Genomic DNA, 21,387 nt, shown 5'->3' on the forward strand with positions numbered 1-21,387 from the left:
TTTTGCGAAGCAATACCGCGTGGTCTGTCCCCATCGCTCTTCCCCGGCCGCATCGGGCAGACGGACGTGCAAGCGTCAGACGGGGGAGAGGAGCGCCTCCAGGAACGCTGAGGCGTCCTGATAAATGCCCGGGCACTTGGTCTCACGGGGTCCGGCGACGTTCAACGTGCAAATCCTGTTTTCACGGATCCACGCCTCAACCTGCTTCAAAGTGCTGTCTTTCCCCTCGAGATCAACCACCAGCACGGGTTTGTTATGCTTCCGCGCCATGTCTACCGTGAAGGCCGTGCCCTCTGTCGGAGAACCCCACGTCAAGACGAGCGTGCCGTCCGAGTCCCGGGCGTTCCACTCCGTTCGTTCCGCGTATACCGCCGCAGGAGTCTCTTTCAAAGGGTAGGTAGAGGACAGGGGCCCGTCTTCGGCGAGGCGGCCCTTTGGACACCAGCCGCCGCACCCAATCCCCAAGCGCATCGCAACATCCAGCGCCGCACGGTCTACCCCGGTTTGCCCACCCGAAATAATCCGTCTGATCTGCATCGTGCTTCTTTTCCGAGACGCTCGTTGAATCCGCGGGGTATTGTACATGGATTGCAGGGCGTGACGCCCCTGCGCGGCTCCGGGCCTTGTGCCCGCTGCGGGAACTGGCCAAGGCTCCTTCCCCCACAGCCTTCCGTCAGTCAGGGGAGTATTCTGGCCGAAGTTCTATCGTTGTACGCCGCCATCAAGCCGGGCAAGGGCAGAACGGGCCTGTTGCTGCAGTGCAGGATGCTGTGACGCCTGCAGGAAGGCCTCGCGCGCCTTGTCGAACTCGCGGTACTCCGATTCGTACAAGTGGCCCATCTGATACGACAATTGCGCCACCACCATGGGATCCGTGGTCTGCTCCTGCACACGGCGTAACGCCTCGACCAGCGCGTCCGGAGATTCAGCGTCGACGGCGCCCGACTCAATGGTGCGCTTGGCCATTTCCATGGCCGCCTGCGAACGAACATATGCCTGATTGGGATACGCCGTAATTACCCGTGCCAACGCGCCCATGGGGTCGAGCTTGTTTGACCGCGCAGCATCCAGATCCTGCAGCGACCTGAACTGCACCAGCCGCGCCTCGGCCAGCAAGTCACGCCGGTCCCGCACGTAAACGGGACTTCCCAGCCACGTCTGATGGTACTCGCCGAACAGGCGTTCGTAATCGCTGTAGGCCTGCTCATACCAATGGAGGTGCGCGAACGCGATATCCGCCAGCAACATCTGGGCTTCGCCCGCTTCCGGGGCGTTCGCAGCGTGTTCAATGGCCCGCGACAGCCTCTTGTAAGCGTCCGCGTAGTTGCCTTCTGTCACCAATTCCTGAACTTCTGCGACAGTCGTCACCAGGGGGGAGACAGCCGAGGTTTCCGTGCCCGGGCGAGCGACCGCGCCATCGTCCGGAACACCGGTATCCCAGACGTTCAACAACACGATACTCAGCATAGCCGCCATCGCCGCGAAGGAAACTGCCACTACCCTTGGACGAAGCCACGGCCTCCGCCCGGGTGCGCGGCCTTCCTCCTCGACGCGCACACGGACTGCGGGAACCAAATCCGTATCGAATACGGGCCGGGACGCGGGCATTGCCGCAACAAACCGCCGCATAACATCCAATTCTTCTCGTGCGGCGGGATGAGCGCGAAAATAGGCCTCCAGGAAAGCGGCGTCGCGCTCGGGAAGTTCTTCGTAGAGCGCTTGGGCCATCAATCCTTCTGCTCTTCGTTTTCTCAGCATATTCCTGTCATCCCCGATCCATGCGCCTTCCCGTTACGCATGCCGGCCCGAATCTCAGAACCGGCCGATATCCTCAAGTTCGCGCCGCAGTTTTCTCACGGCCCGAAACAGATGAACCTTTACGCTACCAACACTGCAGCCCAACGTCTCCGCAATGTCAGCCAGTTGAAACCCTTCATAGTGGCGCAACACGAATACCTCCCGCTGGGTATCGGACAAAACGTCCAGCGCCCGCCGGACATGGTCGCCTATCTCCGCGGCCCGGGCCATGGCTTCCGGCTGACCGTGATGGTGTTCCGACGGAGCACCCGATTCCCCGTCGGGGAAATAGTCCGCCACCCGCGCCGTTCTCCGCCGCTTGTTGCGCCGCAAGTGGTCGATGGCATGATTGGCCGTCAAGCGCAACAGCCACGGCACGAATCCGCTTCGCGGCTCCCACGAGCCGATCTTGCAATACGCCTTGAAGAAAGCTTCCTGGGCAATGTCCAGCGCGTCCTCTCTGTTGGATGCAAACCGGTACGCCACACCGTAGACACGGGCCTGATGCCGCCTCACCAATTCGTCGTAAGCTGAGCGCTCTCCAGCCTTTACGGCCAAGGCCAGCGCGTCGTCGTCCTCGGCGGACCAATCCTTGTTCACATCCCTCTTCACGGTAAGAACGTTTCCATAGCCGATGGAGTTGACACACCCTGACGTTATGCCACAAACAAGAAGTCGCGCAACTCGACGTACCCCCGCGGTCGCAGCCAGGCGCGAATCTCCTCCCGCGCCCCCGGCGCTCCCACGGCAATAATGATAAATGTCATGTTTGGACCCGGAAGATCATCCGGGGCAATGACGGGCACCCCATGAATCTCGCGGCCGATCTTGCGCGGATGGATGTCCACAACCGCCTGAGGTTTCAAGGTTTCCCACTCGCGAAGCCAGGCCTTGCCCACCTCGCCCGCCCCCCACTGGCAAAACCGCGAGCGGTCCAGAAGATACGACCGCTCGAGATACGCCCGTTTCAGTGCCCGGAACCGCCCAAGCGAGTAGCGGCCCGACTGCATGGACAGCCGCCCCCGCGACTCCCGCCACCCCAGCAATGGCTCGGAAACCATCCCAAACCGCGCGCCGGCCAGGAACAGTCGCATGCAAAGGTCGTAGTCTTCCGCCCAGCCATGCTCCTCATAGCCCCCGACCCGTTCGAAGACATCGCGGCGCAAAAAGAACGTGGGATGAGCAACCGGGCACTCCACAAATAGTTCGCGGACAATGTCTTCGTGAGTTTCCAGACTGTTCAGCCATTCCGCGTAACGAGAACGGCCTTCCCCGATTTCTGCGCCGAACATCCGCACATGGGTACCGCACAGGTCTGTATCCGGGTGGGCCACCATGTAAGCGTGTTGCTTTTCCAGGCGGTCCGGCTCAGCGATGTCATCGGCGTCCATGCGTGCAAGGAAGGGCGCTCGCGCCAGAGCATAGCCCTCTTGGAGTGCGGCCACGATACCGCGGTGACGCAAATGCACTCGCCGGACACGCGGATCGTGAGCAGCGTATGCGGCCACAATAGCGCGGGACGCGTCCGTAGAACCATCATCTGCAATTATGAACTCCCAGTTCCTGCAGGTCTGGTTCTGGATCGATTCCACAGCGGCGGGAAGCGTGTCCTCGGCGTTATAGCAGGGCATCAACACCGAGATCTCGGGTTCTGGTATGTCAATCAAGGCTGGTTCCTGCCCCGCAAATCCGTCTATTCTCCCAAATGCGCATCCTTCCGTAAGTCATCATTGAACAATGACATATGCGGAGATTACGCCCAGTTTTCTTCCCGAATATCATACTGGTTCAGGAAGGGGAAAACCGTGTCCGTGATAAAGCTCTGAACTGCCCGGAAATTGTCAGCAATAAGGCCCAGCCCATCGCGCATCACCCGTTGCCGCGCGAAGATGGCCTTCACCTCAACAAACACTTCCTTCTGGCTGTGTCGGAAAGACTCGATGATAAGATTGTAAGAACCCGAATGTTCCGGGGTCTCCGGCAACACAAGCCGAAGACCGCCAACCCCAATCGGACGCTGAAAATGCGGGGCAAGACGGCCCTCCTGCTTGCACGCACGTTCCAGCAGAAACTGACGGGCATCATCGAAATAGGTCAGGGCAAAAGTCGTGCGAAGCGTTACCGTGTGCGCGGGCAAGAAGGGGACATTCAGCGCATCCATCGCATGTCCGGCGACTGCCTCGAGTTTCCCGATGAAATCGGAGAGAGGCATGTCCACCCATTCCTCGGCTACGACAAACCGGTCGGGCAGGAAAAGAAGCATGGATTGCGTCTTTGTGCCGCGCTTCGAGAAGAAACGAAACCGGCCCGGCATGCTGAAATCTGTATTGTCATAGGCCCCCTCGCGCGTCTGAGAAAGGTCAAAATACAGTTTCTGAAGCACCGATACCTCATGTTTGCACGGCAAATGGAGCAATTCCGCCGAAAAATGGATGGGTCTGTCCTCTGCTTGCATCGATACTCCCCTGCTCAATGTCAGTATAGGCCCCTCGGCTGTATGTTGCAACCCTGTGGCGCCAAAGGTTTTCAGCCGTTCATGCGCCCGAGACCCGCGCGGGTGCGATAGTTCCTCGCAAACGAAAAAAGCCGGTCCTGCTATTTCTTGACCAACCAGATCTCGGCGAGATAGGACCACTGACGCCAGTTCAGGTGATACTCGTCAATGTCGCCAAAGGTCAAGGTGATCTCGCCATCCCTTACCAATTCACGTGGGACGGGAAACTCCTTGAACGCGCCCGGTTCCCGAGGGTATGCGGAAGGCACCAGAGCCGTTCCGTCCACCACTGGCCGCAAACCGCCGCTGCCTGTTGCCCGCAACACGTAGTCTCCATCGGGGTCCAGGCCGCGGTAGGCGAGTTCTTCCGGCCAACGCATCAGGCACAACCACGACAACCGCGCGCGGCTGAACCCGTTGTCGGTCCAGGGAAAGTGCGGGTTGCGTGCCTCAACCAAGTCCGGTTCCACCCACGGACCCGGCGGCAATGCCACGTGTTCCATCTGAGCCACGTTGCCGATATCGTCATAGTAGCTGCCGGGGCCGGGCGATTCCCAAGTCCGAATCACCTCGAGGCGCGCCAGCTTCTCCTCCTCCGTCGGGAACGTTCGTATTCTGACGAATTCGTCCTCGAGCCACCAGCGGTTGTTCAGAGGACGGTCCACGTAATCAAGGATCGCGCCCCGTTCACCGTTACGCGCCTGGAACCGGGGGACGCTCGTTTGATACCCGATGGAGTCGAACATTGCAACGCACAATTCCTCGACCCGCCGCCGCAATTCCACCCTGACCGGATTGGTTTCGGCGCGTTTCAAAATTGCTTCCGCCTGTTCCATGACCGCGCTGGCCCCGAGCACGGGGGCTTGCGCCAGGATCTCGTTGGCTGATGCCTCGAGTTGGGTCTCGTAAAGAAGCCGGTGCCGCGTGTAGGCGTCGTAATAGGCACGCAGTAGACACAGTTGCCAGCGCCAATTGCCCCCCAGTCGCGGAGAAACAGCCTCAAGGGCCTGCCAGAGCAGCAAGGTCGCGTCTACACCCCCGTTGTCAGCGAGAACCCCTTCCCAGTTCTTCTCGAGCGCGAGGATTCCATCGGCCGCGCGCTCTGCAACCGCCGGTCCGAAAAAAAGGTTCGCGTACTCGAGGCAGGTCTGGCGCGGCTCGGTAGCCGGGTCCCAGCCGAGACGGCTCCAGACCGCTTTGTTCATGTCGTCGTTGATGCCATCCGAATAGGTCAAGAAACCGTCTGTCCACGGCGCATACCAATTGTGAACGTGCGTGTACCACGCAGGCTGAGGATTCGGACATTCCCGGCCCAGCGTCAACGCGTACGCCTGGTCCCACCAGTAAACCGGATATTGGCAAACAAGGCTATGCGTAATGTCCGGATAATGCCGAAGACCGTACTGCCTCGAAAGACGGCGCCGTGTATCGGCTATCGAAGGGCTCGATGGCCCATGAACGACGCCCCCGAACCATTCCGGCTGTCGCGCGTCAATCCACGCGAAGAAGGCGTCCACCGCATCAGACTCGAAGCCCTGGAGCGAGATCCAGACCTTCGCGGCCGGGTGGTACGGTTGCAGCCGTTTCGCCATGTCTTCCGCGTAAGGCAGAAGCATGTCCGGGGGGTTGTCTCCCGGGTCTCCTCCAGGTATGAAAACGGCGCTGAGCTCCGGACAACTCTTGAAGAGGTTCTCGAGCTCGTCAAGCGACTGGGTGCGGTACGCCGTGTCGTTCAAATCGAATGTCGCCGGGATCCACACCCAATAGTCAATCCCATACCGCTGGCAGATCTCCGACATGGCAACGTTCATCTGGTCACGCGGCACACGCGCATGCGGGCCTGGGTCGTCCTGGTTAGGGATGTTTTCAATGCAGTTCGCCCCGAAAATGACCAGTTCGCGGATGTACTGCTCATACGTCGCCACATCCCACGCGTCATAAGCATTGGCCGTGTTGCGGTACCCGAGCTGGTGACCCCGGATCCCATATTGCGGCGCGGTGCACACGTCAAGATCGTCTGGAAGAGACACCCTGCCCTCCGCCCACTTCATACTTCGCAGAAGCTGCCCTGCTCCGAAAAGCGCCCCGCGGGCGTCGGCGCCGATGATCCAAACCGTGGGCGCTGCCCCTTCCCGATGCTCAACGCACAACCGAAACCCCTCAGGCTTGAGTTCAGGAAGACGCTCGCCCTGCCGTGCTGGAATTTCGCGCGGCCAGCCGGACGTTGTCCCGGCCAGCGTGATTGCGACCGCCGGACCCGCATCAGGCCACGTTGCCGATTGCGTCCACTGCAGCCCTGTACGCTTCGCAACCTCCTCGATCAACACGGTTGCGGCCATCTGCTCCGCGGGCGGCCGCTCGCTCGCCCGGACAACAACTGTCGCTGCGGATACATCAACGCCGGGCGGCGCCTCACCCGCATGGGGCCGGCCACCCGAAACCGCCACAAGACACGCAAGAAACAAGATCCTCGACAACCTGACGCTGTGATGGCTGCACATAGTCTTTCCCCTTCGCTTCACTTCGTACGCTTCTCGAAAACAGCGTATCAAAGAACGCGCGCGAAAACACGTTCGGCGAAATTATGATAAGTCGGATGGACCAGTCAGTGGTCAGACCAGTCAGACCCATTTGATCCTCACAATGAAGTCGGTTCTTCCCTCTCCTTGGGGGAGGGGGAGAAAGTACCCCGAATTCGCGTGATACGTTTGGCTGAGGTTGCATGCCCTTTCGGCCGTTTCGAAGATTTGACATTTTCCTCATACTTCCTTACAACATAGGGTTTCCGGCCGAATCTCGGGGGCAGTAACGGCACAGTCTGCGGAAAGAAGGGGGTGCGGCGTAACCGCATTCGTCAGCCATGCCGGTGATCTTCCCCTGTGAGAAGGACGGGGATTTCGCGGTCTCTTTGCATCGAAAGCGGGCACTGCTACCGGGCGTGGGCGCCACGTCTTACAAACAGGAGGTCAAGTATGTTTAACGGACTATTCCATATTCCCCAGCCAAAGAATGAACCCATACTGAGCTACGCGCCCGGGTCCAAAGAAAGGGCCGAGTTGCAGGCAGTCCTGAAAAGCATGATCGACAATCCCGTCGAAGTGCCCATTGTCATCGCGGGCAAAGACGTAAAATCAGACAAACTGGTAGAGATGCGGTGTCCCCATAATCGCTCGCAGCTACTCGGACACTACCATCAGGCCAATGCCTTGCATGCGAATCTGGCCATCGACGCCGCCAACGCCGCCAAGCACCAATGGTCGCTCATGCCCTGGTCCGACCGCGCTACGGTGATGATGAAGGCCGCCGAGCTCTTATCCGGCAAGTACCGCCAGATCCTCAACGCAGCTACGATGCTTTGCATGAGCAAGACCTGTTTCCAGGCAGAGATCGACTCGGCATGCGAACTGATCGATTTCTGGCGCTTCAACCCCTACTTCATGACCCAGATCTATGACGACCAGCCGATGTCAAGCCACCAGGTCCTCAATTACATGGAGCACCGCCCCCTCGAGGGCTTCGTGTTTGCAATCACCCCCTTCAACTTCACCTCGATCGCCGGGAATCTCCCCACCGCGCCCGCGCTGATGGGCAACGCTGTCGTCTGGAAGCCCGCGTCCAGCGCGATATTGCCTGCTTACTACATCATGAAGATCCTCAAAGAAGCCGGCATGCCCGACGGCGTCATCAACATGGTCCCCGGGCCCGGCGACACCATCGGACCGCCTGTTCTCGACCACCTGGACCTCGGCGGTGTGCATTTCACTGGAAGCACCAAGGTGTTCTCCACCATCTGGCTCGCGGTAGGATCGGACATTCGCAAGTACTACTCCTATCCGCGCATCGTTGGAGAAACGGGGGGGAAGGATTTCATCTTCGCGCATGCCTCCGCCGACGTCGACGCATTGACCACGGGCCTCTTGCGCGGGGCATTCGAGTACCAGGGGCAGAAATGCTCGGCCGCCAGCCGTGCGTACATTCCTGACAGCTTGTGGCCAACCCTGAAAACCCGGCTTCTCGACCAGATCGCCACGATCGCCATGGGCGACGTGTGCGACTTCAAAAACTTCATGGGCGCCGTAATCGATGCGCCATCGTTCCGCAACATCTCCGGCTATATCGATTTTGCCAAGAACGATCCCAGTCTCGATATAGTGGCCGGCGGCAAGTATGACGACTCGAAAGGCTATTTCATCGAGCCTACGGTTGTCCTCAGCGAAGAACCTAAGTCCCGACTTATGTCCGAGGAAATATTCGGCCCCGTGTTGACCGTCTACGTATATCCGGAAAAGGAATACGAAGCCACATTGAACCTGTGCGACGAGACCAGTCCTTACGCATTAACTGGCGCCATATTCGCGCAAGACCGGTCAGCCATCGTCAAAGCTTCGAAAGCGCTCGTGAACGCAGCGGGCAACTTCTATATCAACGACAAGCCGACCGGCGCCGTGGTCGGACAGCAACCCTTTGGAGGAAGCCGCGCGTCCGGCACAAACGACAAGGCCGGCTCCTGGCTGAACCTCGAGCGGTGGGTGTCTCCCCGTTCCATCAAGGAGAACTTCCTGCCCCCGACCAATTACCGGTATCCGCATATGGCGGAATAGTCGAACGGAGCTGTACCCAAGGCGCGGAAATCGGGGACATATGCCAAGCGCCGCACCCGGCGCGGCTGCGTGTCCCCGGTTACCCTCGAGACGCGGGCAGCTTGCGTTGCTGCCCGCGCCCCGGTAGCATAATTCCTCGCATCGAAGTCTATCGGGTTCCGGGTCTCAATCGATACGAAGCCGCCTCCGCCGCCAGCGGACAGCTAAAAGGAGAGCGTACGATGCGGGTGCCGATTGCGCGTGTTGCCATGGCCGGGATTGCACTGATTGCCGCGGGATGCGCCACAACGGGCCGCCCCCCGGAACTAACCCTTCGCGATGCGGTGTCGCCGGTCTGGTCGCTCCAGCAAACTAATGACGAGCTCGTGGTTGCTCTGTCGCCCGCGGGCAAGAGTCTGCGCCTGGCGGGCTCGGCGGGCATCGTCATAGGCACCGGCGTCGACGCCGTCGTCAACGCCCAGTACCGAGACCAGATCCGCGAAATCCTCGGCGAGGACGATACCGCCTCGATTCTCGCAAAAGGGCTCGAACGCCGCCTCCAAGACGACGTCGGCGACAAATTGGCGCAGGTCCCGCCCATAAGCACGACTGCGGGTTACTCCAGCCGCCGCGAAGCCATGGCCGCGCAATACGAAGGACTCGCCCGGCAAAACCACGATACGCTGCTCCTGCTCCGAACAACGCACGGAGTGTTCGGTCACGACGGAACACTGGCGGTCAAAATCGACGCCCGCCAGGTCGCTCTGCCTTCCGGCAGCACGTTGTGGTCGGACGACATCGTCGTGACACCCGCTCCGGTGCTTGCCTGCGACCGTTTAGGCGATCCCACGGACCGCGTCTCGCCTCAAGTCAAAGGCGCCCGCCTGACTGTCGAGCGCGGCGTGCTTGACCAGTGGCGCGGCGGCGCCCGGTCGCTTCGCGACGACTTTGCTCAGACAGTCGAGGCGGCGGGAGCAGCCCTCGCCGTCAGCCTCGGATTGGAAGATGATACTGTCGGCGAATATCATCTTGCCAAGGTCGCCATGAATGAGAAGAGATTCGATGAGGCTATCGCTCGCCTCAACAACGCCATTCAAAGGCAACCCGGCTTCGTGGACGCCCATAATGCCCTATCCGTTACCTACGCCCACCAGGGAAAGATAGACGAGGCTATCGCAAAAGCAAAAGCCATCACCGAACAATGGCCCGAATACGGCCCAGCCTGCATGAATCTTGCCTGGTGGTATGTCGTCGAGAAGGACGACGCAAACGCAGCCCAGCCATTCTATAAACGCGCACTCGATCTCGGCATGGAACCCGTCGAAGAGATCGCGGAAGAACTGCCGTGAGACGGTGAAAGGGCTTACGGCGCACCCCCGGCTAGAGTGCGGGGGACGACTGGTATTCCTGTTCGAGCCGCCGGGCGCGGTGCCGTTTCAACAACCACCGGAATCCCAGGTACAAGACAAAACCCGCTGTTACAGCCGCAGCGCCCAGGCTTGTCCACGCGCCCATAACCAGGCTGCGGGGTTCATACACCATTTCAATCCGGCTCGTACCCTCTGGCACTCGCAACCCCCGGAAAAGACCGTCAACAGGAAAAATCTCCGCCGGCTTTCCATCGATAACAGCATTCCACCCGGGATACCAGGCATCCGCCAAATACAGCACCCCCGCCTTGTCGGATTCAATCGCGATCTGCAGACAGGCGTTGGTGCTTTCCGGCAAGATGGTGGCCGTGGCTGCATCCGACCCTTCAACCGCGGGAGGAACAGGCCCTTCCACCAGCGGCGGAAGCTTCCCATCAAGTTGTTCCGGATTAAACGTCTCGACCGGACGCCAGTCGAAGGCCAGCCACGCGCGTGGCTTGGCCTCAAGATCCTCGAAGATGCCGGCGCCCGAAGGCAGCACATGGCTGAGACGCAATAAGGGCCGCACCGGCGCAAAAACCCCTTGAATGTCTTCCTTGGCCAGAACAAGACTCCCTGCGCCTGTGCGCCGGAGCAAAAGCGGGTCCCGCTCGGAAGCCTCGAAAAATGCGCGATGCCGTTTCAAAACCACCCCGCTGGGCGCGTATGTTTGAGATATCAGATTCCCTGTCAAGGGCCAGTCCTTGAGATGCAAGCTGCCTCCCGCCCGCAACCCGCTCTCCTTGAGGGCCGCGACGAAGTCCGTGCTCGGGAAAACCGTTTCGGGGGGCATAAATGCCGGGTAGGTGTTTCCCGGGTGGAAAACTGCCATGGACTGCAGGATCGTCAACACGCATAGGGAATAGCCTATAAGGCGTTGCGAAGGCTTAAGCAGCGTGACCAGTATCAGTAAGGCAACCAACAGGAAAGAGATGGCTGGGATCAAAGCCTGTCCCGCGAGGTGCAGCTGCTCCGACTTGGCGCTCTGCCATCCCAGCGCGCCGATAATCGCCGCGCCCACGAATACCACGGGCAATATCATCGCCAAACGTTTCAATGTATGCTTGCACGCTTCCGCATCGAGGGAAACCCATTCCTCGGCGGCGGCGGCCGCGATAACCGCAGCCAGCAGCGGTCCCGCCGCAAGGAGGTGCTCCGGACGCAGGCGCCTGAAGGGGAACACGTCTGCAAGCAAGGTCCAGCCCAGGACGGACAGAAAAACGGCGCCTGCCGAGGCAATCAGCAATGCTTCAATGCGATGACGTTGCGGGGGCGTCGAATAGCGTCTCAGCGCAAACCACAGCGGAATCAGAGACAGCTGGATAATCCCCACATGGAGGAGAAGCGCCACGCGCGCCTCCGCGCACAACTCCTCGCTTGCGAGACTGTACGGCGTTCTCCCAAAAAGATGCGGCAGGAACAACCCCGCCACGTGGGTCAGTTTGAGGTCGGCGGCAGGTTCGAGATTTCCCAGGCTGGCGCTTTCTCGCACCAGTTCATAGAAAGGCAGCACTTGGACGCCGCACAGGGCCGCCGCAACCACCACCGCAATAACGTATGTGCTGATACTCGAAAAAAGCTGGGTCCCTCCCCGTTGGCCCAGGAGGTTGCGCGCAATGATGAAGATCATGGTCACGATAAGGAGGCCGCCGAGGGCTTCCGGCTCGCCTCCCAGAAGCATTGCCGCCAGCACCAGCGCTCCGCACGGCCAGTATTGGATGCGCCCCAGCGCAAGGCGGTCAACGAAAATAAGCAGTAACGGAAGCCACGGCAAGGTGTCGGACAGCGGCGAAGCGAGCCAATAAAAGAATATCGCGCTCAGCTGAAACGATAACGCGATAAACAACGATAACGACGGCACAAACCCCAGCCGCCGGCCCGCTACCAAACCGCAAAGGCCCGCCACGAAAACCTTCAGAAATGCCGAGAGTCTGAGCCCCGTCTTCACATCAAAAAAGTAAAAGGGCAGACTGAAAGGTGACAAACAACGCGAGCGCCATGACGCAAAAAACGGTATGCCGCAGCCCTCGACAGGATCCCACAGAAGGGAATCATTCCGCTCGGCCGCATCGCTCAGGAACGCGTACCACGGGTAATACTGTCTGGCCGCAGCCTGGGAAGGCTGTCCTGTTGGTTCCAGGCCGGAAGGCCGTGCCTCCTCCCACGGCGGCGTAAACAGCGTGCCGGCCACCGGAATGGGCACCCGCCCCTGCAACACAACGGGATACAGCGCCGCGAAAGCTCCTGCCGCGATCAGGCCGAGACAAACAAGATGCTCCAGCGTACTCCGCATCCAGGGTCTCACGAGTTCCTCCCAGATTTACCCGCGTTTTGGTTTCTTGGGTGGCGTGTGAATGCCCAGGCCGAGAAAATCCTCCGCCGCCTCCTTGATCGTCTCAGACAGTGTGGGATGCGTGTGTATTGTGTCAGCCACCTCGTCAACCGTTGCCTCCAGCTGCATGGCCATGGCAGCCGATGCAATCAGCTCGCCCGCTTCGGCCCCCATGATGTGAATGCCCAGTACCTCGCCCGTCGCCGCGTCACCCACGACTTTCACCATACCCTCGGTTTCACCGATGGCGTGGGCGCGGCCGCTGGCCCTGTAGCTGAACCGGCCAACCTTGACTGATGCACCCGTTGCGACGGCCTCCTTCTCGGTGAGCCCCACGCGCGCTACTTCCGGATAGGTGAAGGTGCAGGCCGGCACAACACGGTAATCCATCACGCGGTTGCCGCCCGTAGCGTTTTCAGCGGCGACGATGGCTTCTGCCGACGCGCCATGGGCCAGCATGGTCTTGCCCGTAACGTCGCCAATGGCGAAAATGCCCGGGATGTTCGTCTCCATGCGTCTGTCCACCACGATGGCGCCCTTCTCGGTAACCTTGATTCCCAGCGAGGGTACATCGGTGACCGCCGATGAGTTGTAGCGGACACCAATCCCTACCAAGACGTAATCTGCCTTTATTGAATCCTCTTTTGCGCCCGAAAGCTTCAGCGTAACAGTGTCCCCCTTGCGCGACATTGATTTTACGGTCGTCCCCGTCAGTACGTTAATGCCGCGCTTCGCAAACAGCGCGCCCAGCCGCTTGGTCAATTCCTCGTCCTCGAGAGGAAGCACGGCCGGCATCATCTCGACCAGGGTGACCTCGGAACCCAAGGCGTTCCAGATACAGGCGAACTCTGCGCCCACCGCACCCGCTCCAATCACCGTGGCCCGTTTCGGAATTTCAGCCAGGTCCAGTGCCTCGGTGCTTCCAATGATGCGTTCGCCGTCTGTTTCCAGCCCGGGGATACGCGCCGGAGAACTACCCGTCGCCACAATAACCGCCTTGGCGCAAATCTCTTCCTTCCCCACCCTCACGACCCCGGGCTTTGTCACCACGCCCTTGCCCTTGACCACCTCGATCCCGTAAGCCTTGAACAACCCCTTGATGCCGTCTTGGTTGGTCTTGATGACATCGTCTTTATGCTTGAGCAGGCCTTTCATGTCCACGGAAACGCCTTTGACCTTCAGTCCGAAGCGTTCCGCATCACGCAGTTTCCGGTAGAGCTCAGCAGTGTGGATGAGCGTCTTGGTGGGAATGCATCCCCAATTCAAACACACCCCCCCCAACTGGTTGCGCTCCACGACAACGGTCTTCGCGCCCCGTTGCGCGGCGCGGATTGCAGCCACATATCCACCAGGACCGGCGCCAAGCACCGCCACATCACATGCGATCATTCCTGATATTCCTTCTTAAAAGTTCGCGTCTTCCAGAATGCCTTTGAGGGTCTTCATGAACTGGGCAGCCACCGCGCCGTCTATTACCCGGTGATCGCTCGACAGGGTCATCTTCATGATTGGCCGCACGTGGATGCCGCCGTCAATTACCACGGGCCGTTCCTTGATTTGGCCGACCGCCAGAATCGCGCTGTCCGGCTGGTTGATGATAGCCGTGAAATGGTCCACGCCGAACGCACCGAGATTCGACACCGTAAACGTATTCCCCGAGTAATCATCGGGCAGCAACTTCCCGGTGCGGGCTTTCTCGGCGAGTTCCCCACAGACCCGGTTGATGTCTTTGAGCGTCTTGTTCTGTGCCTGGCGCACCACCGGCACGATCAGGCCCGCCGGCAACGCCACCGCGAATCCGAGGTTGATATCGCCTGCCAGTTCGATGGCATCACCCGCCCAGCGCGCATTAACCTGAGGATGCTGCTGAATAGCGAGCGCTACCGCGCGAAGCACCAAATCGTTGAAGGACGCCTTGAATTCCGAGCACGAGCGGCGGAAGGCCATTGATGCGGCCATATCAACCTCGACGGTCATGTAGTAGTGCGGGGCGCTGTACTTGCTCGCCGCCATCCGCTCCGCGATAATGCGTCGCATGGGGGAGAGGGGCACCCGCTGAACCTTCCCCGAAACCATGGCCAAACCCGCCGGCGCCGCGGCAACACGAGGCGCGACGAGAGCCCGCTCCACGTCGTCCTTCGTAACCTTGCCGCCGGGTCCTGTGCCTTCGATCCGGGCAAGGTCTAAGCCATGCTCTAATGCCATTTTCCGCGCCGTAGGCGTGATTGCTATTTGTGATGCGTAGGCCTCGACGTCCGCCTCCATCACGCGCCCGCCCGCGCCTGTCCCTCGCGCGAAGGCCGGGTCAACCTTAAGCTGTTCGGCCCGCTTGCGCGCGCGGGGAGATACGGGCGTACGGCCGGCAGGAGCCGCTGTGGGCGCCATCTCCGTCTCCATAGACGCCCTGGACTCTTGACGCGCGGCGCCTGCTTTCGGGGCGGCCGTCTCGGAAGGCTTCGCTGCCCCCCGGGCTGCCACGCCATACTTGGACAGGTCGGGCAGGGCCTCCTTCACGTCGCCGACCAAGGCGACAACGGTCATAACGGGCACCTCGATACCTGGCTCGACCAGGATCTTCCGCAAAATGCCCGCGGCCGTGGATTCACACTCGATTTCAGCCTTGTCGGTCTGGACCGAGAAGAGGACCTCCCCGGCCTTGACCGGCTCGCCCTCTTGTTTACGCCACTCAACGATGGACGCCTCTTCAACCGACTGCCCTAATTGTGGAAGTTTAATCTCTTGCATCACTTATCCTGTTCAATCCAACCCTCTTGCCGGAGACGCGCCCCGGCTTCCAGAATCAGCCGGGCCAGTTCCGAGCCGGGGTTCAGACCGCATATTTCCTGCAGCACCGCCTCAACGCCACCGCGTGCCCGAGTGGATTGAAGACGCCCTGCCGCACCGTCAGCAGGATGATCGTACCGGATTGCTGCGGCCGCTGCAAATGCAATGTGTTCAGGCACAATACCTTGCTCCAGACACATGAGGCCGGCCCCGATGAGCCGGTCCTTCGGACCCAGCTTCCGGATCGGATCCGCGGCAATCCGCCGAACCTGGTCGCCCAGGGCTTTGTTGCGGTACCGTCTGGCAAGATCCGCTGCATGCGCCTCCAGATCCGCTTTGTCCATTCCCCATTTCCGCGCCAGGCTTTCACAGGACTCGGCTGTCGCAGCCTTCATGCCAGCAAGCACCCTCCCGTCTTCCATAGCCTGCCAGATGTATTCATGACCGCGGAGGTAGCCAAGGTACGCCGCGGTCGCATGGCTCAAGTTGTGCACGAACAGTTTGCGCTCAACATAGGCCCCGAAGTTGGCCTTGGGCAGGAGGTTGTTGAGTTTCGGGATAGGGCCTTTGAAGGCTTCTTTGTCCACCGGGAGTTCACAGTAGGCTTCCACGCAGATCAGCAGCGGATCCTCCGCGCGCTCCTTCTCCGTCATGATCGGCACCATGCGGCCAATGCTGGCCTCAACGAAACCGACTTTCTCATCCAGAACCGCATGGAACCTCGGCTCAAGGTGCTCTCTTACCTTTTCCCGCAGAAACGGCCCCGCCCCAATGAGATTTTCGCACACGATGAAGTTCAAGGGCCGCGCCGAGGGGTTCGCGAACCGTTTCTCGATGCCGCGCGCAATCGTTGGCGCCACTTTGGGCAGCACATTGACCCCCACAGCCGTTGCCGCCAGATCCGCCTCCCCAATTGCCCGCGCCACGGCATCGACATCACCCGCATGCAACGCCGAGACATTCCGGATGCACAACGTCTGCGGCTCTTCGTCGACGATCCGTAACGGGTACTCCCCGCGCTTGTTCAGCGCCTGCACCACGTCGTCGAGCACGTCCACGAATGTCGCCGCGTACCCCGATTCGTAGTAAAGTTGCCCAAGAAACCCCCGGCCAATATTGCCGGCCCCCAATTGCAGAGCTCTTTTCAAGCGTAGTCCTTTCTATTCAGCGGTTCGGCATGAAGGGAACTAGAGTATACCTTGTCCGCAACCCGTTTTCGATCCGCCAATCATCGTCCCCATGCCGAATACTTTGACGAACAGGGGCGCCTCCGAACAGCTGATGTCCCCATAACCCACAGTGGTCATGGTGGTTACAGTGAAATACACGGCGTCCGGCCAGCTCAGGTTGGGAGACCGGTGAAAAACATAAACGGATGCGCCCATGAAAAGCGCCACACCGAAGAGAATGGCAACAAACGCCTTCCCCATTGTCAGCATGCCCCAGGGCCGACGCCCTCCAAGTACCCCAATCACAGCCATTTTGCGAGGGCCGCGATGCGGTTGTCAAAGCAAGTCTTTACTGCACGTGCGTCACATACGCGAGCAATTCCTCGTGAATATGGCCATTGGAAACGAGAACTCCGTCATTCTGGCCAAACAACTGTAAAGGATGGCCGCTCAGATCGGACGATGTGCCGCCCGCTTCCTCCGCCAGCAGAAGACCCGCTGCGTAATCCCACGGACGCAACGACACGTGCACGTATCCATCCCCGTCGCCGGTCGCGACCGAGCATAGCCCAAGAACAGCCGCGCAATGGCACCGAAACTGCCCGGCATTGAGCAGGATCTCCCGTGCGCGGTCCAGCGTCGGCCGGCGCGCAGGCGGTCCTCCAAAATCGATCTCGACACGCGCAACAGACAAAGAATGCACGTTGGAGACATGAATGGGGCTGCCATTGCGCCGCGCCCCCGATCCCCGCTCCGCCAGGAACACATCGCCTGTAACCGGGAAGGCGACTCCTCCCGCCACCGGCAAGCCGCCGCGCGAGAATGCTATCGATATCCCGAACTCTGGCAAGAGCGAACGCACGAAGTTCTGGGTGCCGTCGATTGGATCGATGAGCCATGCCCGGGCACAGGGATCGCCCGGGTACCGCGCATACCTCCCCTCTTCCCCCACCACAACATCGTCAGGAAAAGCTTCCTGAATCAGGGACACGAGCTGGCGCTGCACCTCGATATCCACCTCCGTCACCAAATCGTTTGCGTGACTCTTTGATGAAATGTCCAGATACTCCCTGTCTTCATGGCGTTCGCGCACATACGGAATAAGTGCATCAAAAGCCTCCTCGATCAATTCGAGCTCGCTCATTGGCGTTCTCCGGCACGTGTCAGCCCTTGAGACCCGTCAGGGTAATCCCCTGGATGAACGTGCGCTGCGTCAAAAAGAAAAGAATAATGATGGGAATGGTGATCACGCTCGACATGGCCATCAGCGGCCCCCATGCGTTCTCATGTTGGCTCTGAAACTGCTGCAGCGCGATGGCAAGCGTGTACTGGCGGTCATCCTGAAGATACACCAGAGGATTCAGAAAGTCCGCCCACTGAAACAGAAACGTGAACAGCGCCGTAGTGGCAAGCGCGGGTTTTGACAGCGGCAGGATGATGAAAAGGTAGATCCCGAACTCGCTGCATCCGTCAATACGGGCCGATGCGCTCAAATCCTGAGGAACGCCCAGGAAAAACTGGCGGAGCAAGAAAATATAGAACGGCGTGCCGAAGAATGCGGGGATGACGAGCGGCTTGAACGTACCCACCCATCCGAGCTGGCGGTACATCGCAAACAACGGAATCAGCGTGACCTGGTAGGGCAACATCATCGTGGCCAGGACGAGCACAAACACGATCTCGCGCCCACGCCACGGAATACGCGCGAAACTGTATGCCACCAGCGAACACGAGACCAGCGTGCCCAGCACCACCGTCACGCAAACGAAAAGCGTGTTGCGCAAGTTCCGCCAGAACGCCATCCTGTGAAACGCGTCCGCGTAGTTCTGCCAATGCAGGCCCGCACGCTGTTGAACCTCGAAATCCTCAGCCCACGCGGTCACCTGCTCATCCCCCAATTGGAGTATGTGACGCCCCAGCTTGTCACGGCCCATGTCGACACCCGTCTTGCCTTGGTACACCACAAGCGGGCGGCCCTCCGCATCGACGCGGGCGGTCGTCGGAATCCACTGGGGCGGTTCGCCGGGCTTTGGGAAAATGCGCGACTCGTGTTTCAACGACGTCGAGAGCATCCACAGAAATGGGGAGATGAACACCGCGGACAATACCAGCAACACGGCGTAAACCAAGATCTTGTTGACCGCCTTACTCGCCATGGTAATGCACCCAGCGCTTGGACGAGATCAGCACCCCGACCGTGGCCGCCAGGATAACCAGAAAAAGCAGCAAAGCCATGGCCGATGCGTAGCCCATTTTCAGATAGACAAACGAATTCCGGTAGAGGTACAAGGCGTAGAACATCGTGCTGTCGGCGGGGGTGCCTTTTCCCGCGGTCATTACATACACCTGCGTGAAGTACTGAAACGCTCCGATCAGCCCCATCACCAGATTGAAAAGAATCGTCGGCGTCAACATGGGAAGCGTCACGTTGCGGAACTTCTGCCAGGGTCCCGCGCCGTCGATGTCGGCCGCTTCATACAACACCGCCGGCACGTCGGCCAATCCCGCCAGGAAAATCACCATCGGGCCGCCCACCGACCATAGGCTCATGAGTATCAGCGAAGGCTTCGACCACCGGATATCCGCAATCCATCCCGGACCCTCAACATTGAAAAACTCCCGCAGCATGCCGTTGATAAGCCCGCTTTCGGGGTTGAGAACCCACAGCCACAACACCGCCGACGCCACAATCGGCACGATGGTCGGCAAAAAAAAGACCGTGCGAAAGACCGACTGCCCTTTTACGGCCTGGTTCAGCAACACGGCAAGGCCCACGGCGAGAATAAGACTGAGCGGCACCGAGAACGCCGTGAAATACAGTGTGTTGTACACGGATTTCCAGAAAACTTCGTCGCGGAAAAACAGGGCCCGGTAATTGGCCAGCCCCGCAAGCGTTGGCGGGGTGATGATGTTGTAATGGCACAGGCTGTAATACACGCTCATCACCAGCGGGTAAACCATGAATATCGAGCCGCCGATGAGGTACGGAAGAGCAAAGAGAATTCCGTTGCGCAGGTTCCTTCGCTCCATCCGCGTCATGATTGGTCCCGTTTCATAATGGCAAGAATCCGGTCCAGCTCCGCATTGCAGTTGTTCTCGGTATCGCGAGCCGCCTGTTCGGGCGTCTTCTCGCGCAACACCACCAGTTCGCGCTCGCGTTCCACTTCATCGACGAAATACTGTGCCACCGGCGTCACCGGAATCACGGGCGTCTCCTTCGTCAGCACTTCTTTGACGAATACCGAAAACACAGGATCGCCCATGAACCGCTCGTGCGTGGCTTCAGAACGGCGGCACGGGATATTGCTGATCGCGCGGTTGTAGTCGCTTGCGGGCGACGGGCGGCCGCCGGGACGCGGACTGTTGAACCACTCGATGTATTTCCAGGCCGCCTCGGGATGCGGCGCTCCCGCGGGAATCATGTCGAGCACGCACGTAGGCGAATAGCTGCGCGGCGGCGCGCCTTCAGGCTGCGGCAGAGGAGCAACCCCCCAGTCCAGTTCCGGGGCGTACCGCGGGATAAACGAAGCCTGCCATTCACCCTCCTGTGTCATGGCAACCTTCCCCGAATAAAACGGGTTGTTCGCGCTCATATACGCGCCGAACCCCGTCCTGAACGCCGCTACCATCTCCGGGTTCAGCGCATAGGGAAGCTGCTTCTCTGCATTCGGGTCGATCGAGAAACTCTGCATCCACTTGAACATCGCGATGATGTTCGTGTCCTCGCCGCAGACAAAACGCCCCGAGGCGTCATCAAACCATTTTCCCCCAAACAGGCTGCCCCACATGTGCGTGTGATCCCACGGCAGCCAGGGCAGAAAGCCGATCTGCTTCAAACCCGCCGCATCGCGAACCGTCAGTTTGCTCGCATACTCGATTAGCTCCGCCATTGTGCGCGGAGGCCGTTCGGGGTCAAGGCCCGCCTTCCGGAACGCCCTCTTGTTCCACAACAGGCAGATGCTGTCCGTGGTGATAGGAATCCCCCACGTATGCCCGTTAAACGTTACCGCGCGCCACATATGGGGAAAGAAGTCATCCGGATTGATCGATTCGGACTCTTTGATGAAGCCGTCCAGGGGCATCACGCAATGTTGGGGCGCCAAAGCCGTCAGGATCGACCCTTCCGTGCTCAGAATGTCCGGAGGGGTTCTCCCCGCGATAGAAGTCAGCAGTTTCTCCATTGTGAAGCCCACGGGGAGCGCCCGCACGTAGACTTCATCCTGAACGGCATTAAACTCATCAATCAACGCCTTACGTTCGTCAAATTCATGCCCGGTGTGGCGGTCCCAGTAGGTGATGATGACACGCCCTTCCTCAAGCGCAGCCTTTTCGTCCGGCGACCCCGCCTCGGACGGCCACAACAGGGCCACCACGACAGCGCATGCTGCTATCACCAGTACCCAGCGTATATACGTGGCTCTCATGAAATTCGGTCTCACTCGGAAAACGTCTATGCTGCCAGGGAACCACCATTATGCAGGTTGCAACCCGAGGGAATCTACACGGTGCCGCCGTTGCGGCCGCCCAAACCTCTCTCCCGCAGCGTCCCCCGCCGTTCCTGACGCCACTGGACGCCCTCGCCCTCGGAGTTCCTTGCTCCCCCTTTGCCCTTTAAGCCCCTGCCTGTATTGTTTATCGCAAAGAGGCGCCCTCGCTTATGGGGCACGCTCTCCCCGGGATCGCCGGGCATCGTCTCGGCGCCGTTCCCCAATTGCCATGGTCTTGCATCCCCGCGCCAACGGCGCGAAACATACCAGCCTGGCCTGAAGGGCCAGGATCTCGCCCCCATTCCCCCTGCGATACGTTCTCCCTGGGATCGCCG

At 60.0% G+C, this 21,387-nt stretch carries 17 protein-coding genes; 2 read left to right on the forward strand and 15 right to left on the reverse strand.

Annotation, left to right across the window (positions count from 1 at the left end):
- Positions 1 to 75: 75 nt before the first annotated feature.
- The 6 genes from PLJ71_11430 to PLJ71_11455 form a co-directional block, all read right to left on the reverse strand.
- A complete protein-coding gene (locus PLJ71_11430) occupies positions 76 to 537 on the reverse strand; it encodes a putative molybdenum carrier protein (protein ID HQM49286.1) in 462 nt (153 codons plus the stop codon).
- A 165-nt stretch (positions 538 to 702) separates the two neighbouring features.
- Positions 703 to 1,758: a hypothetical protein gene (locus tag PLJ71_11435; protein HQM49287.1), complete on the reverse strand. Its 1,056-nt coding sequence runs from the start codon at positions 1,756 to 1,758 to the stop codon at positions 703 to 705.
- Positions 1,759 to 1,812: 54 nt separating this feature from the next.
- Entirely contained in the window at positions 1,813 to 2,409 is a 597-nt protein-coding gene (locus PLJ71_11440) for a sigma-70 family RNA polymerase sigma factor (GenBank protein ID HQM49288.1), read from the reverse strand.
- A gap of 44 nt (positions 2,410 to 2,453) precedes the next feature.
- The gene (locus PLJ71_11445; GenBank protein HQM49289.1) at positions 2,454 to 3,464 is read right to left on the reverse strand and encodes a glycosyltransferase; all 1,011 of its coding nucleotides are present in this window, start codon (positions 3,462 to 3,464) and stop codon (positions 2,454 to 2,456) included.
- An 86-nt stretch (positions 3,465 to 3,550) separates the two neighbouring features.
- On the reverse strand, positions 3,551 to 4,252 hold the full coding sequence (locus tag PLJ71_11450) for a hypothetical protein (protein ID HQM49290.1): 702 nt from the start codon (positions 4,250 to 4,252) through the stop codon (positions 3,551 to 3,553).
- A 140-nt stretch (positions 4,253 to 4,392) separates the two neighbouring features.
- The gene (locus tag PLJ71_11455) at positions 4,393 to 6,792 is read right to left on the reverse strand and encodes a hypothetical protein (protein ID HQM49291.1); all 2,400 of its coding nucleotides are present in this window, start codon (positions 6,790 to 6,792) and stop codon (positions 4,393 to 4,395) included.
- A gap of 471 nt (positions 6,793 to 7,263) precedes the next feature.
- Here PLJ71_11455 and pruA point away from each other — a divergent pair, with 471 nt between their 5' ends.
- Entirely contained in the window at positions 7,264 to 8,892 is a 1,629-nt protein-coding gene (gene pruA, locus PLJ71_11460; protein HQM49292.1) for an L-glutamate gamma-semialdehyde dehydrogenase, read from the forward strand.
- A gap of 221 nt (positions 8,893 to 9,113) precedes the next feature.
- Positions 9,114 to 10,220, forward strand: a complete 1,107-nt coding sequence (locus PLJ71_11465; GenBank protein ID HQM49293.1) for a tetratricopeptide repeat protein — start codon at positions 9,114 to 9,116, stop codon at positions 10,218 to 10,220.
- Positions 10,221 to 10,251: 31 nt separating this feature from the next.
- Here PLJ71_11465 and PLJ71_11470 read toward each other — a convergent pair whose 3' ends face one another.
- From PLJ71_11470 to PLJ71_11510, 9 genes are all read right to left on the reverse strand, one after another.
- Positions 10,252 to 12,585, reverse strand: a complete 2,334-nt coding sequence (locus tag PLJ71_11470; GenBank protein HQM49294.1) for a YfhO family protein — start codon at positions 12,583 to 12,585, stop codon at positions 10,252 to 10,254.
- 15 nt (positions 12,586 to 12,600) lie between these two features.
- Positions 12,601 to 14,001: a dihydrolipoyl dehydrogenase gene (lpdA, locus tag PLJ71_11475; protein ID HQM49295.1), complete on the reverse strand. Its 1,401-nt coding sequence runs from the start codon at positions 13,999 to 14,001 to the stop codon at positions 12,601 to 12,603.
- A gap of 15 nt (positions 14,002 to 14,016) precedes the next feature.
- On the reverse strand, positions 14,017 to 15,357 hold the full coding sequence (locus PLJ71_11480) for a 2-oxo acid dehydrogenase subunit E2 (GenBank protein HQM49296.1): 1,341 nt from the start codon (positions 15,355 to 15,357) through the stop codon (positions 14,017 to 14,019).
- Complete coding sequence (locus tag PLJ71_11485; GenBank protein ID HQM49297.1) at positions 15,357 to 16,544, reverse strand: mannitol-1-phosphate 5-dehydrogenase; 1,188 nt, start codon at positions 16,542 to 16,544, stop codon at positions 15,357 to 15,359. The genes PLJ71_11480 and PLJ71_11485 overlap by 1 nt, the downstream gene beginning before the upstream one ends.
- A gap of 39 nt (positions 16,545 to 16,583) precedes the next feature.
- Positions 16,584 to 16,826 (reverse strand): potassium channel family protein, encoded by a 243-nt coding sequence (locus tag PLJ71_11490; GenBank protein HQM49298.1) that lies wholly within the window; start codon positions 16,824 to 16,826, stop codon positions 16,584 to 16,586.
- Between the two features lie 88 nt (positions 16,827 to 16,914).
- Entirely contained in the window at positions 16,915 to 17,709 is a 795-nt protein-coding gene (locus tag PLJ71_11495) for an inositol monophosphatase (protein HQM49299.1), read from the reverse strand.
- Positions 17,710 to 17,728: 19 nt separating this feature from the next.
- The gene (locus tag PLJ71_11500; protein HQM49300.1) at positions 17,729 to 18,721 is read right to left on the reverse strand and encodes a carbohydrate ABC transporter permease; all 993 of its coding nucleotides are present in this window, start codon (positions 18,719 to 18,721) and stop codon (positions 17,729 to 17,731) included.
- Complete coding sequence (locus tag PLJ71_11505) at positions 18,711 to 19,604, reverse strand: sugar ABC transporter permease (protein HQM49301.1); 894 nt, start codon at positions 19,602 to 19,604, stop codon at positions 18,711 to 18,713. The genes PLJ71_11500 and PLJ71_11505 overlap by 11 nt, the downstream gene beginning before the upstream one ends.
- The gene (locus tag PLJ71_11510) at positions 19,601 to 20,989 is read right to left on the reverse strand and encodes an ABC transporter substrate-binding protein (GenBank protein ID HQM49302.1); all 1,389 of its coding nucleotides are present in this window, start codon (positions 20,987 to 20,989) and stop codon (positions 19,601 to 19,603) included. The genes PLJ71_11505 and PLJ71_11510 overlap by 4 nt, the downstream gene beginning before the upstream one ends.
- Positions 20,990 to 21,387: the final 398 nt, after the last annotated feature.

The sequence above is a fragment of the Candidatus Hydrogenedentota bacterium genome (assembly GCA_035416745.1).
Taxonomy (GTDB): Bacteria; Hydrogenedentota; Hydrogenedentia; order Hydrogenedentales; family SLHB01; genus UBA2224.

What these genes read in the sequence shown, in the direction of transcription:
- PLJ71_11430 (HQM49286.1), bottom strand. Translation starts at nt 537, where the DNA reads ATGCAGATCAGACGGATTATTTCGGGTGGGCAAACCGGGGTAGACCGT.
- PLJ71_11435 (HQM49287.1), bottom strand. Translation starts at nt 1,758, where the DNA reads ATGCTGAGAAAACGAAGAGCAGAAGGATTGATGGCCCAAGCGCTCTAC.
- PLJ71_11450 (HQM49290.1), bottom strand. Translation starts at nt 4,252, where the DNA reads ATGCAAGCAGAGGACAGACCCATCCATTTTTCGGCGGAATTGCTCCAT.
- PLJ71_11455 (HQM49291.1), bottom strand. Translation starts at nt 6,792, where the DNA reads ATGTGCAGCCATCACAGCGTCAGGTTGTCGAGGATCTTGTTTCTTGCG.
- pruA (HQM49292.1), top strand. Translation starts at nt 7,264, where the DNA reads ATGTTTAACGGACTATTCCATATTCCCCAGCCAAAGAATGAACCCATA.
- PLJ71_11465 (HQM49293.1), top strand. Translation starts at nt 9,114, where the DNA reads ATGCGGGTGCCGATTGCGCGTGTTGCCATGGCCGGGATTGCACTGATT.
- lpdA (HQM49295.1), bottom strand. Translation starts at nt 14,001, where the DNA reads ATGATCGCATGTGATGTGGCGGTGCTTGGCGCCGGTCCTGGTGGATAT.
- PLJ71_11480 (HQM49296.1), bottom strand. Translation starts at nt 15,357, where the DNA reads ATGCAAGAGATTAAACTTCCACAATTAGGGCAGTCGGTTGAAGAGGCG.
- PLJ71_11490 (HQM49298.1), bottom strand. Translation starts at nt 16,826, where the DNA reads ATGGGGAAGGCGTTTGTTGCCATTCTCTTCGGTGTGGCGCTTTTCATG.
- PLJ71_11495 (HQM49299.1), bottom strand. Translation starts at nt 17,709, where the DNA reads ATGAGCGAGCTCGAATTGATCGAGGAGGCTTTTGATGCACTTATTCCG.
- PLJ71_11500 (HQM49300.1), bottom strand. Translation starts at nt 18,721, where the DNA reads ATGGCGAGTAAGGCGGTCAACAAGATCTTGGTTTACGCCGTGTTGCTG.
- PLJ71_11505 (HQM49301.1), bottom strand. Translation starts at nt 19,604, where the DNA reads ATGACGCGGATGGAGCGAAGGAACCTGCGCAACGGAATTCTCTTTGCT.
- PLJ71_11510 (HQM49302.1), bottom strand. Translation starts at nt 20,989, where the DNA reads ATGAGAGCCACGTATATACGCTGGGTACTGGTGATAGCAGCATGCGCT.